The organism is Micromonospora sp. ABR4_055 (genome assembly GCF_056160425.1).
The window spans coordinates 36,872-51,344 of record NZ_JBSWXD010000023.1; the positions used below are offsets into that span (position 1 = coordinate 36,872).

Consider the following 14,473-nt stretch of genomic DNA (forward strand, 5'->3'; position numbering starts at 1 on the left):
CAACGGTCCCGGTGCGCCTGTCCGGGCCGGTCGACCGGGACAAGGGAGTGAGGCCTGGCTGGTGAGCACCGCCGAAGTCACGGACCGGGAACCGGGCGATGGGCGGGTCTGTACACCCGAGTCGACGGCGACGGCGCCTTCCGGAGCTGTCCCGTTCGGTGCCACGGCTGACCCGCGACTGCGGCACGGGGAGCCGTCCACCGCGACCCCCGGTGGACCGCCCGGTCAGGCCACCGTCGACAACTTCCGCGAAGGGCTGCTGATCTGCGACGGTGCCGGGGTGGTCCGGCAGCTGGACGCCACCGCCCGACGGCTGCTGCCGGAGCTGGTTCTTGGGCAGGCGGCCTCCGCCAGCGGCATCGCCGGGCTGGACCTGGCTACCTTCGACACCTCCTCTACCGCTGAGCTGACTCACCACGGGCATCGGCTGCGGTTGCGCCGGGTTCCCCTGGCGCACGACCGGATCGCCTGGTATGTCGATGATACGACCGAGCGCACCGCGCGCGCCGACGCTTTGCTCGCCGAGCGGGCCCGCTGGATGTTCCTGGCCAACGCGAGCCAGCAACTCGGCAACCCACTGCATGAGGACCGGGCGGCTCGGGCCGCCGTGCGGCTCGCGGTGCCAACGCTCGGACAGTTCGCGGTGCTGGTGGTCGCACCTCACCGTGGTCGCGCCAGTTGGTGGCGGGCCAGCGACCCGGGTACCGGTGGGAAACCACCGGTCGACGGCGGCACGATCGCGGTGGACGAGTTGCCACCGGCGTTCACCGAGGCGTTGCGTGGCGTCGAGGTGACGTCCCTGGACTGGCTTGCCGAGCAACTCGTCGACCTGGGTTGGCTGTTCCCGCCGCCGGGCCGGGATTTCGCCGTACGGGTCGCCGCCCTGCCGGGCAGCACGCATCCGACCGGTGTGCTGCTGGTCGCCCGACCTGGTCCGGTCGGGTTCGACGACGCCGACCTGCACCTGTTGCGGGGGTTTGCCGCCCGCGCCGGCTCCGCCCTCGACGCCGCGGTGCTCTACCGCCACCAGTCGGAAGTCGCGGAGACCCTGCAGGCTAGCCTGTTGCCGGCGGTGCCCCGACGGGTGCCGGGTGTGCAGTGGGGCACCGCGTACCGGCCGGCCCCGTCGTCGCTGCGTATCGGCGGCGACTTCTACGGCGCATTCGACCTGCCCGAGCGCGGGGTGCTGTTCTTTCTCGGCGACGTCTCCGGGAAGGGCGTTGAAGCGGCGGTGTTCACCGGCCAGGTACGCCAGGCGCTGCAGGCGCTGCGTAGTGTCGAGACCGATCCGAGACGACTGCTCCGGCTGCTCAACGAGTCGGTCCTGGAGACGACTCAGGCCCAGGGGCAGGGCCGGTTCGCGACGATGGTGCTCGGGTCGGCCCGTCCGGCCCGCGACGGTGGTCTGACGCTCACCCTGGCCGGCGGTGGTCACCTTCCGCCGTTGGTGCTGCGCGGCGACGCGACGGTGCAGACGGTGCCGCTCAGCGGCATGCTGATCGGCGTGGTCCCGCAGCCGAGGATCGGCCAGTTGACCGTCGACCTCGCGCCCGGTGAGACGTGCCTGCTCTACAGCGACGGGGTCACCGAGGCCCGTGGCGGGCGGTACGGTACCGAGCAGTACGGTCTCGACCGACTCACGCAGGCGCTGCAGGGGTGTCATCAGATGCCGGCGCCGGCACTCGCCGAACGGGTGGAGCAGTTGGCGGGGGACTGGCTGGCCGGCCGCGAGCACGACGACATCGCCGTGCTCGCGGTGCGCGCCGATCCGCCTGGCCACCGGCAGCGGGACCGGCATGTGCCCGTGGCGCCCGACCCACGGCGGGAGAACCGCCGGTAGTGGCCGCACCGACACCTGTCGAGGTAGGTGGCGCGTACCCGGCACTGCTGGCCTGCCTGGCGGCCGCGGACGAGGTCGCCGCGCTGGCGTTGGCCGACGAACTGCTGGCGGCCGGGGTCCCGGCCGAATCGGTACTGCTGGATCTGATCGCGCCGGCCCAGGTCCAGGTCGGCCGATGGTGGCAGCGCAACGAGTGGTCGGTGGCCCAGGAGCATGCAGCGACGCACATCAGTGAGTTGATGGTCGCCGCGGTCACTACCCGGGCCGCGCCCCGGCCACACCGGGGCAGGGTGATCGTGGCCTGCATGGACGGGGAGTGGCACGCGTTGCCTCCCCGACTGGTCGCCGAGGTCCTGCGGCTGCGTGGCTGGCAGGTCACCTTCCTGGGCGCAAGTGTGCCGGCCGTGCACCTGATGACCTATCTGCACCGGCACGACCCGGTGGCGGTGGCACTGGCCTGCGCGTTGCCGATGCGTCTACCGCAGGCGCATCGCACCGTCCAGGCCTGCCAGCGGGCCGACGTGCCGGTCCTGGTCGGCGGCCGGGGCTTCGGACCCGACGGCCGGTGGGCCCGGGCAATGGGGGTTGCGTGGGCTCCGGACGCCCGTGCCGCGGCGGACCTGCTCGCCGACTCCGACGGTGACCTGGCCCGGACCGTCCGGGCGACCAGCCGGCTCGGCGGTGAGGAGTACGCCGGGCTGGTGAGCCGGCGCGCCGAGATCATCGACGTCGCGCTGGACGATCTGCGGCACCGGGAACCGTCGACGGCCGGCTACACCACCGGGCAGTGGGACGCGACGATCGTCGATCTCGGTCACCTGGTGGACTTCCTCTCCGCCGCGGTCTACATGGACGACTCCACGCTGTTCGTCGATGCCGTCGACTGGACGGCCGAGATACTCGGGTCCCGCGGCGTCCCGGTGATCGGGGTACGACGTACTCTGAGTGCATTCGCGAGTACATTGCGCGACTTTCCTCGGGCCTATCAATTTCTGCTCGACGGCCGGCGAGCCCTTGACCCCTGCGATCCAAGCTGATTTCACTGGCGGGGTCGGCGGATTCGGTGGCTGGCAGTTGATCGGTCTGTCCCCTTTGCGGGGCACTAGTCGCGAACGTGTTTACCGACTGTTCCCAAAAACGGGCGCAAAGTAATTAACGCAATAATAATCGCGTACTGGCGCAAAAGACATTTAGCTATACCAAGCGCAACTTATCTTCCCTATCCTTCGGGTGTATCCCAGGGGACTGAGGGGGTGGCGACATGCGTGACAACGATTGGCTGTGATCCCGGACCTGTTCGATGGACGGTGAGTTATGAGACGCTGACGCGAGGCTCATGTGGATGAAGCTGTCCAGGCGGGAAGTGAGGCGACGGCAACGGTGCGTGGCGACGGGGTGGATCGGCGGCTGACGCCGCTCGTCGGGCTCATCGTCTGCTGTGGTCTGGTGGCGATGGCATGGGCGGTGTCCGGGATCGGCGCACCGCCCAGCCTCCCCGCCCTCTACTACCCCCTGGTGCTCACCAGCCTCGTCGCTGTCGCGAGTGGCTGCACCGTACCGATCCGGATCCGAACCCCGCAGGGCATCTCGCCGACCAGCGCCGCGGTGCTGGTGTCGGTCGCGGTGCTGCCGGCGCACTGGGTCGTCGTGTGCACGGCCGTAGGCGTGGCCGTCGGGCGTTCCGTCGCCCGGTCCACGCCGGTCAAGGTGGCGTTTGCCACGGCTAAGGAATCGATCGGCGCGCTGGCCGCGGCGGCAGCCGCGATGTGGGCCGGTCTCGTGCCGGTGCTGGGCGGCACCAGCCACCTCACCCGCTCCTGGACGGTCACCGTCGTCTCGCTCTGCGTCGCGGCGCTGGCCTACGCGGTGGTCGACGAGACGCTGCCGGTGCCGGTGGTCGCGCTTGCCGACCGGACGTCCTGGCGGCGGGTGGTGCGCCGGGGCGCTCGGATGCGGGCCGGTGTGAAGGTCGCCACGTTGCTGCTCGCCCTGGCCACGGTGGTGGTGGTGGCGGTCGACGCACGCCTGCTGGTGGCCACCCCGTTGGCGGTCCTGCTGCTGCACTCGAGCTTTCGACGGCGGCTGCATCTGGCTGAGGAACGGTCTGCCTGGCGGCAGTTGGCCGAGACCACCGACGCCCTCAACAGTGTGGACCTCGACGCGGTACTGCGCACCGCGTCGTCCGGAGCCGCGCGGCTCTTCTCGGCCCGAACCGTCGAGATCGAGTTCCAGCACGGCCCGCAGCGACGCCTGGTGCGGGGCGATGAGCACGGCCTACGGTACGACGGTCCGGCCGATCATGCGGTGCCCGGTGTCGGTGGTGACCTGGTGACGGTGCCGCTCGGCGCCACCGGTGGCACCGAGTGGGCCGCCGGTGCGCTGCGGCTCGCCCTCGCCGGCGCGGGTCTGTCCGACCGCGAGCGCTACACGTTGCGTACCTTCGGCGCGGCGCTGACCACTGCGATCCGCAACGCCATCGCCTACGCACAGGTGATCGACCTTGCGGCCCGGCACGAGCACGACGCCACCCATGATCCGCTGACCGGCCTGGCCAACCGTCGACACCTGCGGGAACGACTCACCGCCACCTTGGCCGACCGGCACAGCCTGCCGCGTACCGCCCTGACGCTGATCGATCTCGATCATTTCAAGGAGGTCAACGACACGCTCGGGCACTCCGCTGGCGACCAGGTTCTGGTGGAGGTCGCCCGACGACTGGACCGGGCGGCCGCCGGTAACCTTGTGGCCCGGCTGGGTGGCGACGAGTTCGCCATTCTGCTCACCGGACACGCGGCACCGGCCCGCGCCGAGCACCAAGCGGCACGGATCCTGCAGGTGCTGCATGACCCGATGGATCTCAACGGGATCCGGATCAGCCTTCGGGCCAGCGCCGGACTGGCCACGGCGGACGGCAACGCCAGCACCGAGGAACTGTTGCGGCGGGCGGACGTCGCGATGTACCAGGCCAAGGAGAGCGGCCGCGGGCTGACCAGGTACGACCGTAGTCGGGACACCGCTGACCCGGACCGGCTGGCCCTGCGCGGGGAGCTCCCCGCCGCGCTGGCCGGTCACCACTACGCGGTCGGCTTCGACCCGATCGTCGATCTCGGCAGCGGGTCGGCGGTCGCCGCCGAGGCGGTGGTGCGGTGGGGCAACGCCGACCTCGGTGACCAGCCGGCGGCCGGGATACTCGCGCTGGTCGAGCGCTCCGGCTGGCTCGCCGAGTTCACCCGGGGGATGTTCGACCGGACGCTCGCCGCCACCCGGCTGCTACGGGACGCCGGCTTCGAGCTCCCCGTGTCCATCGGCATCTCCGCGCGGAGCCTGCTGGATACCGGGTTCCCCGCCGACGTGCGGCACCAGTTGGATGCGCACCGCGTGCCAGCCGACCAGCTGATCGTCGAACTCACCGAGACGACCGGGATCAGCTGCCCGGACATGGCGCTGAGTGCCCTGCACCAGTTGCATGACGACGGGGTGCGGATCGCGTTCGCCGGATTCGGCACCTCCGACGCGCCGCTCTCCGCGCTGCTCCGCATTCCAGTGCACCTGGTGAAGGTCGACCATCGGCTGCTCGCCGTACCGGAGAACTCGCCTGCCGCGCTGCGGTCACTGGTCGGCCTGGGCCGCGACCTCGCACACACCGTGGTCGCCAACGGGGTGTCCACCACGGGACAGCGACGGACGCTGTGGGAGCTGGGCTGCGCCGCAGGTCAGGGCAGTCTGTTCGGTCCGGCCGCCGCCAACGTCGACGAACTGGTCGCGATGCTGCGCCTTGGCCGAGACGGGGTCGTTGGCGCGCTCGCCCCGAGCCTGCATCCGGGAGCGAACATCGTCCGGATGCCGCGGCTGCGTCGGGCCGGATCAGGGTGACGGTGAGTCGGATCTGGTCAACGCGGCGGCGTCCGGACCGGGTTGCCGCCACTGCCGACTGGATGGTGGTGCTCTGCTGCGGCGCGGTCGTCGTCCGCTCTGGCGGCGACGACGTCGACGGTGTGCCGCGCGCCGTCCTGTCCGGAGAACGGCCAGAGTAGGTCGGCCCGTCGGGCCAGGGCGGAAAGCTGCTCGACGGTCAGCCCGCAGGAGGCGACGCTGGCCCGCACGTCGGCGCGGTACCGGCCGTCGGGGTCGCGTCGTAGCCGGGTCTCGGCGTGCACCTCGACGGTGTGCGACTCGTCGGTGATCTCGGAGGCCGCCTCGACCGCCGCGTGGTGCAGGCAGGACGCGAACGCTGCAGCCAGCAACTGCTCCGGGGTGAGGCCGCCGCCGTGCGGCGCCAAAGGGGAGGCGAGCCGGCTGGAGAACTCGCCGTCGTCGGTGCGGACCCGACCCGCCTCGGCGGTTGCCGAAGCCTGGTGAACCCAGGGTTCCGAAGCACCCATCACGCCTCCTCCGCGTCCTGCCCGGCGGGTGCGTACCCGTGGGTGAACCGGCGAAACACGGGCGGTCGCCTGGCGAACCGGTCGGCAGCACCGAGATCGGGCCGGCGGCGAGGCCAGGCAAGCGAGGAAGACGGTGGCGACGACCAGCGGCTATCGTTGACGTTCCGCCAACGAAGGTGCTCTCGTCAGCGAGATGTCTTCGTCAGCGACGTGGTTCCGTCAGCGATGCGTCCTCGTCGGCGATGTGCTTCGTCAACGCATCCTCACAAGAAAGAAGACGCCTCTGCGGCGTCTGACAATCGCGGCTAACAACAAGGGGGCACACTTGTCAAGTGCGGTGCAGGCACCCGGGCGTGACAACATCAACGGTGTGGATCAGACCGTCACCGACACCGACCGGCCCGAGGAACTGGACCGGGCCGCCGATCTCGCCGCGGAGCAGCAGTACGTCACCATGCTGCATGAACAGCTGGACTCTCTGCGGGGGATGGCGCAACGGCGGCTCGCGACCGCGCTCCGGCAGACCGGTGGCACGCCGCAGGCGCGCTCCGAACGCGAGGCCACGGTAGCACTGCACACCGAACGGATAGCGCAGTACAGCGCAGTGGAGAACGGACTGTGTTTCGGTCGGCTCGATCTGACCGACGAGGGACACCGCTACATCGGCCGGATCGGGCTCTTCGACGAACAGGGCGATTATGAGCCGTTGTTGATCGACTGGCGGGCCCCGGCCGCCCGACCCTTCTACCTGGCGACCGCCGCGGCGCCGGACGGTGTCCGCCGCCGGAGGCACATCCGCAGCCGGCTGCGGACCGTCACCGCGATCGACGACGAGCTGCTCGATCTGGAACTCGCCCGGGACCACCGGACGAGCACGCTGACCGGTGAGGCGGCGCTGTTCGCCGCGATCACCGCGGGTCGGACCGGGCGGATGAAGGACATCGTCCAGACCATCCAGGCCGAACAGGATGAGATCATTCGGGCACCGGTGGACGGGGCGCTGGTGGTCCAGGGAGGCCCGGGTACCGGTAAGACCGCCGTCGCGCTGCACCGCGCCGCGTACCTGCTCTACACCCACCGCCGAGAGCTGTCCAGCCGGGGTGTGCTGGTGGTCGGGCCGAACGCGACCTTCCTGCGGTACATCGCTCAGGTCCTGCCGTCGTTGGCCGAGACCGGGGTGCTGTTGCGTACCCTCGGAGAGCTGTATCCCGGGGTGCGTGCGACCCGGACCGAACCGGACCGGGTCGCGGAGATCAAGGGTCGGGCGGCGATGGCGGAAGTGGTGGCGGCCGCGATCCGGGCCCGGCAGGAGGTGCCGGACGAGCCGGTGCTGGTCGACGTGGACGGCCACCAGCTGCGGATCACCGCGCAGATCTGCGCCGACGCGCGCGAACGTACCCGCCGGTCGGGACGGCTGCACAACCTGGCCCGCCCACTGTTCGACACCGAGATCGTGCACGCGTTGGCTGACCAGATCGCCGACCAGATCGGCATCGACCCGTACGCGGACGATCCGCTCGGTGGCGACGACGCTCCCGGTGATCCGCAGGTGCTGGCCGAGGCGGACCTCGCGGAGATCCGACGGGAACTGCGCGCCGACCCGGCGCTGCGGTCGGTCCTGGACCGGTTCTGGCCGGTGCTGACCCCGCAGCGACTGCTCACCGACCTCTTCGCCTCGCCCGAGCGGCTCGCGGCCGCCGCCCCCGACCTCGGTTCCGCCGAACGCGACGCGCTCCGGCGCGCCCCCGGCGGTGGCTGGTCGCCGGCGGACGTACCGCTGCTCGACGAGGCAGCCGAGTTGCTCGGTGTCGACGACAGCGCCCAGCAGGCGCTCGCCGAGGCTCAGCGCCGCCAGCGGCTCGAGTACGCCGAGGGAGCGTTGGACGTGCTGCGCGGGTCGGAGTCCATCGACGTGGAGGACGAGGCGGAGCCGGAGATCCTCGGCGCGACCGACCTGCTCGACGCCGAGGCGCTGGCGACCCGGCAGGTGGCTGGTGACCACCGGACGGCTGCCGAACGGGCGGCGGCGGACCGTACCTGGACCTTCGGCCACGTCGTCGTCGACGAGGCCCAGGAACTGTCCGCCATGGCGTGGCGCCTGCTGATGCGCCGCTGCCCGAACCGGTCGATGACAATCGTCGGGGATGTGGCCCAGACCGGGGCGTTGGCCGGCGCGGAGTCCTGGGCGCAGCTGCTGCGGCCGTACGTGGCGGACCGCTGGAGGCTGGCCGAGCTGACGGTGAGCTACCGCACTCCGGCCGAGATCCTGGCGGTGGCTGGTCGGGTGCTCGGCGCCATCGATCCCGCCGCCTCGGTGCCCCGGGCGGTCCGCGAGTCGGGCGTGCCGGTTCGGTGGGAGCGGGTGCCCCGGGCCGGTCAGCTCGTCGACGGGCTGGTCGAGCTGATCCGGGCGGAACTGTCCACAGTCGGCGACGGGCGGCTCGGGGTGATCGTGCCTCCCTCCCCCCACGACGGGTTGGTGGAGCAGGTACGGGGGGCAGTTGACCGGGTCGCGTCCGGTGAGCAGCCCGACCTCGAGTCGCCCGTGGTGGTGTTGACCGTCGCGCAGGTCAAAGGGTTGGAGTTCGACTCGGTCGTGGTGGTGGATCCCGCCGCGATCGTCGCTGACTCGCCACGGGGCCGCAACGATCTGTACGTGGCGCTGACCCGGGCTACCGCGCGGCTGGCGGTGCTGTACCCCGGGGAGCTCCCGTCGATTCTCGGCGCGGTCGGCTCCGGCGGCGCTGGCGAGTAGATCGGCTAGCAGGCCGGCTGTGGCGCGGTCCCGGGCGCTGTCCGGTGGAGGGGGAGAGCGACCGCGGCCGTTGCTGAACCGTTATCTGACCCGGGCGGTGTCGGGGGGCGGGGTGCCGGTGGGGCTGGCGGTGTCCACGGGGTCGGCCGCGTAGGGTGGTGTACGGCAGCTGTCCGTAAGATGGCGTGTCAGACAACCTTCGGTGACGTCGGCCCCTGTCCGGGCCGCAGTTGACGGACGCACCGCACGAAACTCGACACAGTTGGGAGGTGGCCGGCGTGGATTACCTGGCCTACCTGGATGCCGGTTCTGGCAGCCTGATCGTTCAAGCGGTGGTGGCTGGCGCCGCCGGCATGGTCGTCGCGACCAAGCTCTACTGGCGCCGGCTGGTCAGCCGGTTCCGTAAGCAGCCCACCAAGAAGGACTGAGCGGCCCGGCACCGATGATCTCCGAATCGACCACCTCGACCCTCCGTGACGAGCCCGGCTCGTTCCGGGACCCGGACAACCAAGTCTTCTACGCCGACGGCGCGGTGCTCCGCGGCCTGGGACCCCAGGCTGCGAGTGACTGGGCGGCAGTCCGGGACAGCGCCTTCCTGGCGCCGCTGATGGCTGCCGGCAAGGTCGTCGCCACCAAGGCCGTCGAGCCGGGAGACCTGCCCGCAACGGTCGCCGACCGGTGGACGACGGTGCTGCGACACGAGCGGGTGCCGTTCGTGTCCTACCCCTACGAGTGGTCCTTCGCCCAACTGCGCGACGCCGCCCGCCTGCATCTGGAAGTGCTGGAGGCGGCGCTCGCCGACGGGGTCACCATGACCGACGGCTCGGCGTACAACCTGCAGTGGCGCGGCGCCGACCCGGTCTTCATCGACGTGGGCTCGTTCCAGCCGGCCGCCACTGGCGAACCCTGGGCCGGCTACCGGCAGTTCTGCCAGACCATGCTCTACCCGTTGATGCTGCAGGCGCATCTGGGCCTGGACTTCCAACCGTTGCTGCGGTCGCGCATCGACGGCATCGAGTCGGGTCAGATGCGGCGGCTGTTCCGCGGTGCCCGGCGGTGGCGGGCCGGTGTTTTCAAGCACGTCCACCTGCACGACGCGATGCAGACCCGGCACGCCTCGGCCAGTACCGGATCGGTGCGGGCGGAGATCCGCGACGCCGGCTTCTCCACCGAGCTCGTCCGGGCCACGGTCCGGGCCGTCGCCAAGCTGGTGGACCGCCTGGACTGGGCGCCGCCGGGCAGTCACTGGGTCGACTACCAGCAGACCTGTACCTACTCCGACGCCGACCGCACGGCGAAGACCACCTTCGTCGACGCCGAACTCGCCGCACACCGCCCGGGGACAGTGTTCGACCTCGGTGCCAACGACGGCACGTACTCCCGGATCGCCGCCGCCCACGCCGAGCAGGTGGTGGCCGTGGAAAGCGACCCGGCGGTCGTCGACCACCTGTACCGGCGGCTGCGCGCCGACGGGCAGCGGCGGATCCTGCCGATCCTGATGGACCTCGCCGACCCGTCGCCCGGCGGTGGCTGGGCCGGCAACGAGCGTACGTCGTTTACCGCCCGGGCCCGGGCGGACACGGTGCTTGCCCTGGCGGTCATCCACCACCTGGCGATCGGGCGCAACGTGCCGCTGCCAAGGGTCTTGGACTGGCTGACCGGTCTGCTGCCGGCCGGCGGCGGCACCGGCCAGATGATCATCGAGTTCGTCCACCCGGACGACCCGATGGCCCGGCAACTGCTTGCCAACAAGCCCGCCGGGCTCTTCCCCGACTACCACCGGGCGGAGTTCGAGCGGCTGCTCGCCGAACGGTACGAGATCACCCGGCGGGAGGAACTCCCGTCCGGCACCCGGACGTTGTACGCCGGGATCCCGCGTGGCTGACTCGGAGCCCGGTACCGCTGCGGCGGTACCGGCCCCGGCCGGCCCGCCGTCCGCCGATTCCCGTCCGTTGTCAGCCGACCCGGCCCCGCCTACCCGCAGGTCGACGGAGCTGCGTCGGCTGCTCGAGATCGTCGCACTGTGCGGCCTGGTCGTTGCGCAGCCGTTGCTGGATGTCGTCGGGCGCAGCCCGGACTTTTTCCTCTTCCACGGTGCCGGGACGGCCGAGATCCTGCTGCTGGTGGCGTTCTACGTGGTCGTACCGCCGCTGGTGTGCTGGTTGCCCGGCGCGCTGATCGGGCTGGCCGGTCCGTCGGTCCGCCGGACCGTTCACCTGGTGACGGTCGGGCTGCTGCTGGTAGCCCTGGCGGTACAGGTCGGCAAGCACCTGTTGCCGGTCCGAGGCCTGCCGCTGCTGGCCGCCGCGCTGCTGACCGGCGTGGCCGTGACCTGGGCCTACCGGCGCTGGCTTGGGCTGGGACAGCTGCTGCGGCTGGCTGCTGTCGGACCAGCGGTCTTCGTGGTGCTGTTCGTGTTCACCTCGCCGGCCTCGGCGGTAGTGCTCGGCAGCGAGCAGACCAGCGCCGGGCCTGGCACGGCCACCGGCGACGGCAGACACCCGCCGGTGGTGGTGCTGATCCTCGACGAGCTGCCGCTGTTGTCGCTGCTCGGCCCAGACGGGCGGATCGACGCCGAACGCTACCCGCACTTCGCCGAGCTGGCCGCCGGTTCGACCTGGTACCGCAACGCCACCGCGGTCAGTGGCTGGACCCCGTACGCGCTGCCGGCGATGCTGTCCGGCCGGTACCCCGAACGCGAAGTGGCACCGCACTACTCCCAGCATCCGGACAACCTGTTCAGCGCGCTCGGCGGTACCTACCAGATACGGGCGCAGGAGAGCATTACCGAGCTCTGCGCGCCGAGTCGCTGCGAGGCGGAGCCCACCACGGCGGCCCTGCCGGTGCTGTTCCAGGAGACCGCCGCCCTGCTCGGCCAGATCCTGTCGCCGGTGGAGAGCCATGACGACCCGACGGCGAGTTTCCGCGAGCCGACCCGCCGCGACGCCGGGCTCACCGGCGCGGCCCTGGTCGGCGCCGACGCCCCGACCGACCCCAGATTCCGGTTCGACGCCCTCGACGACAACCAACCAGCCCGGTTCACCACGTTCCTCGACGGCCTGGCCACCCCGGACCAGGGGCCAACGCTGCATTTTCTCCACCTGCTGATGCCGCACGCACCGTGGAGCTACCTGCCGTCCGGTGTCCGCTACGAGGCTCCCGAGGACTTCCCGAACGAAGGCGCCGGCTGGGTGGAGCTGGCCCGTCAGCGGCACCTGGCCCAGCTCGGCTACACCGACGGCCTGATCGGGCAGACCCTGGCGGCGTTGCGGTCGAGCGGCCGCTACGACGACGCGCTGCTGGTCGTCACCGCCGACCACGGGGTGAGCTTCACCCTTGGGGAGCAGGGGCGGGGCATGGGTGCGGTGCGGGCCGCACCGGCCGAGGTGCTGTGGGTGCCGACCTTCGTCAAGGAGCCGGGCCAGCAGACGGGTCGGGTCGACGACCGCAACTGGGAGCACGTCGACCTGCTGCCGACCATCGCGGCGCACGCGGGCATCGACCTGCCGTTCGAGGTCGACGGCCGATGCGGCACCTGCCCGCCCCGGGAACGGGTGGACAAGCAGTTCCGGGACGTTCCGGGTGAGCCGGTGACGGTGCCGGGCCCGGCGACGTACACCGCCCTGACCACCGGCCAGGCCGGTCCGCCGTTACCCGCGCCGCTGGTGCCGGAGCTGGTCGGTCGCCCGGTCGTCGAGCTGCCGGTCACCGACGACGGCATTCGCGCCACCGTCAGCAACGCGAGCAGTTACACCGACGTCGACCCGGCAAGCGGCAACCTGCCTGCGCTGGCGTACGGCGAGCTGCCCGACCAGGTGGCGACCGGCGCTCCGCTCGCGGTGGCGGTGAACGGGCGGATCGCCACTGTGGTGCCGGCACTGGCCCCCGACGCCGAGGGGCGGCGGTTCGCCGCACTGATCACCGACGAGTCGCTGTGGCGCTCCGGCGACAACCGGGTGGAGATCTTCGAGGTGGTCGATGCCGGTACCGAGCTGCGGCGGCGCACTGACTGACTGGTGCTTTCATCCGTTTCTGGAGTATTTCGTGGTGTCCGACCACCGGATCGGGTGACGCATCCCTCACCCTCACCTGCTCGCTGCGGCAGCGCACCACCGCAGGATTACGGTAAGAAATGAGGCACTCGACGAAGATCTGCCGGCGAAGTGAGGGACCATATGACGGATGTGAAGCTGGACCATCCCGGTGGCCAACTGTCGATGCCGGTGCAGCCGGCCATCGAAGGTCCGCCCGGGATCGAGGTCGGGGCGCTGCTGAAGGAGACCGGTCACGTCACGTTCGACCCGGGCTACGTCAACACCGCCTCCTGTGCGTCGGCGATCACCTACATCGACGGCGATGCCGGGATTCTGCGCTACCGGGGCTACCCCATCGACCAACTGGCCGGCAAGGCGTCCTTCCTTGAGGTCAGCTACCTGCTCATCTACGGTGAGTTGCCGACCAGTGATGAGCTGGCTGCTTTCAGTGAGCAGATTCGGCTGCACACGCTGCTGCACGAGGAGATGCGTCGGTTCTTCGACGGCTTTCCCCGCGACGCGCACCCGATGGCGGTGCTCTCCTCTGCGGTGAGCGCCCTGTCAACCTTCTACCAGGACAGCCTGGACCCGTTCGACACCGACCACGTCGAAATTTCCACGGTGCGGTTGATGGCCAAGGTGCCGACCATCGCCTCGTACGCGTACAAGAAGTCGATCGGCCAGCCGCTGCTCTACCCGGACAACGCGCTCGGCTACGTGGAGAACTTCCTGCGGATGACGTTCGGTGTGCCGGCCACCGAGTACCAGGCCGACCCGGTCATCGCGCAGGTGCTGGACATGTTGTTCGTGCTGCACGCCGATCACGAGCAGAACTGCTCGACGTCAACGGTGCGGCTGGTCGGCTCCAGCAACGCCAACCTGTTCGCCTCGGTCTCGGCCGGGGTCAACGCGTTGTTCGGCCCGCTGCATGGCGGTGCGAACCAGGCGGTGCTGGAGATGCTGCAGGAGATCCACGCCTCCGGCGGCGACGTGCAGGACTTCGTCCGGCGGGTCAAGAACAAGGAGGCCGGCGTCAAGCTGATGGGCTTCGGCCATCGGGTCTACAAGAACTACGACCCGCGGGCGGCCATCGTCAAGCAGGCGGCGCAGGACGTGCTGGGCCGGCTGGACAAACCGGACCCGTTGCTGGACATCGCGATGCGGCTGGAGGAGATCGCGCTCGCCGACGACTTCTTTGTCTCCCGCAGGCTCTACCCGAACGTGGACTTCTACACCGGGCTGATCTACAAGGCGATGGGTTTCCCACCGAAGATGTTCACCGTGCTGTTCGCCCTGGGCCGACTGCCCGGTTGGATCGCACAGTGGCGGGAGATGATCGCCGACCCGACCAACAAGATCGGCCGGCCCCGACAGCTCTACGTCGGTCCGCAGGAGCGTCAGTTCGTCCCGGTCGGCCAGCGCTGAACCTCGTCGGCGGGGGCGCCTGCGCTCGCAGGCGCCC

General features: G+C 70.6%; 8 protein-coding genes and 1 pseudogene. 8 read left to right on the plus strand and 1 reads right to left on the minus strand.

The window, feature by feature from the left end:
* Positions 1 to 61 precede the first annotated feature (61 nt).
* The 3 genes from ACXAHD_RS08690 to ACXAHD_RS08700 all read left to right on the plus strand — a co-directional run bounded on the left by ACXAHD_RS08690 (position 62) and on the right by ACXAHD_RS08700 (position 5,713).
* Entirely contained in the window at positions 62 to 1,840 is a 1,779-nt protein-coding gene (locus tag ACXAHD_RS08690) for a SpoIIE family protein phosphatase (RefSeq protein ID WP_289212795.1), read from the plus strand.
* Positions 1,840 to 2,877, plus strand: a complete 1,038-nt coding sequence (locus ACXAHD_RS08695) for a cobalamin B12-binding domain-containing protein (RefSeq protein ID WP_281554760.1) — start codon at positions 1,840 to 1,842, stop codon at positions 2,875 to 2,877. Before ACXAHD_RS08690 ends, ACXAHD_RS08695 begins: the two co-directional genes overlap by 1 nt.
* A 301-nt stretch (positions 2,878 to 3,178) precedes the next feature.
* Positions 3,179 to 5,713, plus strand: coding sequence for a putative bifunctional diguanylate cyclase/phosphodiesterase (locus tag ACXAHD_RS08700; protein WP_281554761.1), 2,535 nt, complete (start codon positions 3,179 to 3,181; stop codon positions 5,711 to 5,713).
* A gap of 110 nt (positions 5,714 to 5,823) precedes the next feature.
* Here ACXAHD_RS08700 and ACXAHD_RS08705 read toward each other — a convergent pair.
* A pseudogene (locus ACXAHD_RS08705) lies at positions 5,824 to 6,222 on the minus strand (OsmC family protein); the annotation flags it as partial.
* A gap of 454 nt (positions 6,223 to 6,676) precedes the next feature.
* Between ACXAHD_RS08705 and ACXAHD_RS08710 the strand changes: the two are divergent.
* The 5 genes from ACXAHD_RS08710 (at position 6,677) to ACXAHD_RS08730 (ending at position 14,436) form a co-directional block, all read left to right on the plus strand.
* Positions 6,677 to 8,977 (plus strand): HelD family protein, encoded by a 2,301-nt coding sequence (locus ACXAHD_RS08710; protein ID WP_475049660.1) that lies wholly within the window; start codon positions 6,677 to 6,679, stop codon positions 8,975 to 8,977.
* Between the two features lie 269 nt (positions 8,978 to 9,246).
* Positions 9,247 to 9,405: a hypothetical protein gene (locus ACXAHD_RS08715; RefSeq protein ID WP_289213722.1), complete on the plus strand. Its 159-nt coding sequence runs from the start codon at positions 9,247 to 9,249 to the stop codon at positions 9,403 to 9,405.
* A 14-nt stretch (positions 9,406 to 9,419) separates the two neighbouring features.
* Positions 9,420 to 10,862 carry a class I SAM-dependent methyltransferase gene (locus ACXAHD_RS08720; protein ID WP_281554763.1) on the plus strand — a complete coding sequence of 481 codons (1,443 nt, stop codon included), beginning with the start codon at positions 9,420 to 9,422 and terminating at the stop codon, positions 10,860 to 10,862.
* On the plus strand, positions 10,855 to 12,990 hold the full coding sequence (locus ACXAHD_RS08725; RefSeq protein ID WP_475049655.1) for a sulfatase-like hydrolase/transferase: 2,136 nt from the start codon (positions 10,855 to 10,857) through the stop codon (positions 12,988 to 12,990). The genes ACXAHD_RS08720 and ACXAHD_RS08725 overlap by 8 nt, the downstream gene beginning before the upstream one ends.
* Before the next feature lie 162 nt (positions 12,991 to 13,152).
* On the plus strand, positions 13,153 to 14,436 hold the full coding sequence (locus ACXAHD_RS08730) for a citrate synthase (protein WP_281554764.1): 1,284 nt from the start codon (positions 13,153 to 13,155) through the stop codon (positions 14,434 to 14,436).
* Positions 14,437 to 14,473: the final 37 nt, after the last annotated feature.

What these genes read in the sequence shown, in the direction of transcription:
- ACXAHD_RS08710 (WP_475049660.1), top strand. Translation starts at nt 6,677, where the DNA reads ATGCTGCATGAACAGCTGGACTCTCTGCGGGGGATGGCGCAACGGCGG.
- ACXAHD_RS08720 (WP_281554763.1), top strand. Translation starts at nt 9,420, where the DNA reads ATGATCTCCGAATCGACCACCTCGACCCTCCGTGACGAGCCCGGCTCG.
- ACXAHD_RS08730 (WP_281554764.1), top strand. Translation starts at nt 13,153, where the DNA reads ATGACGGATGTGAAGCTGGACCATCCCGGTGGCCAACTGTCGATGCCG.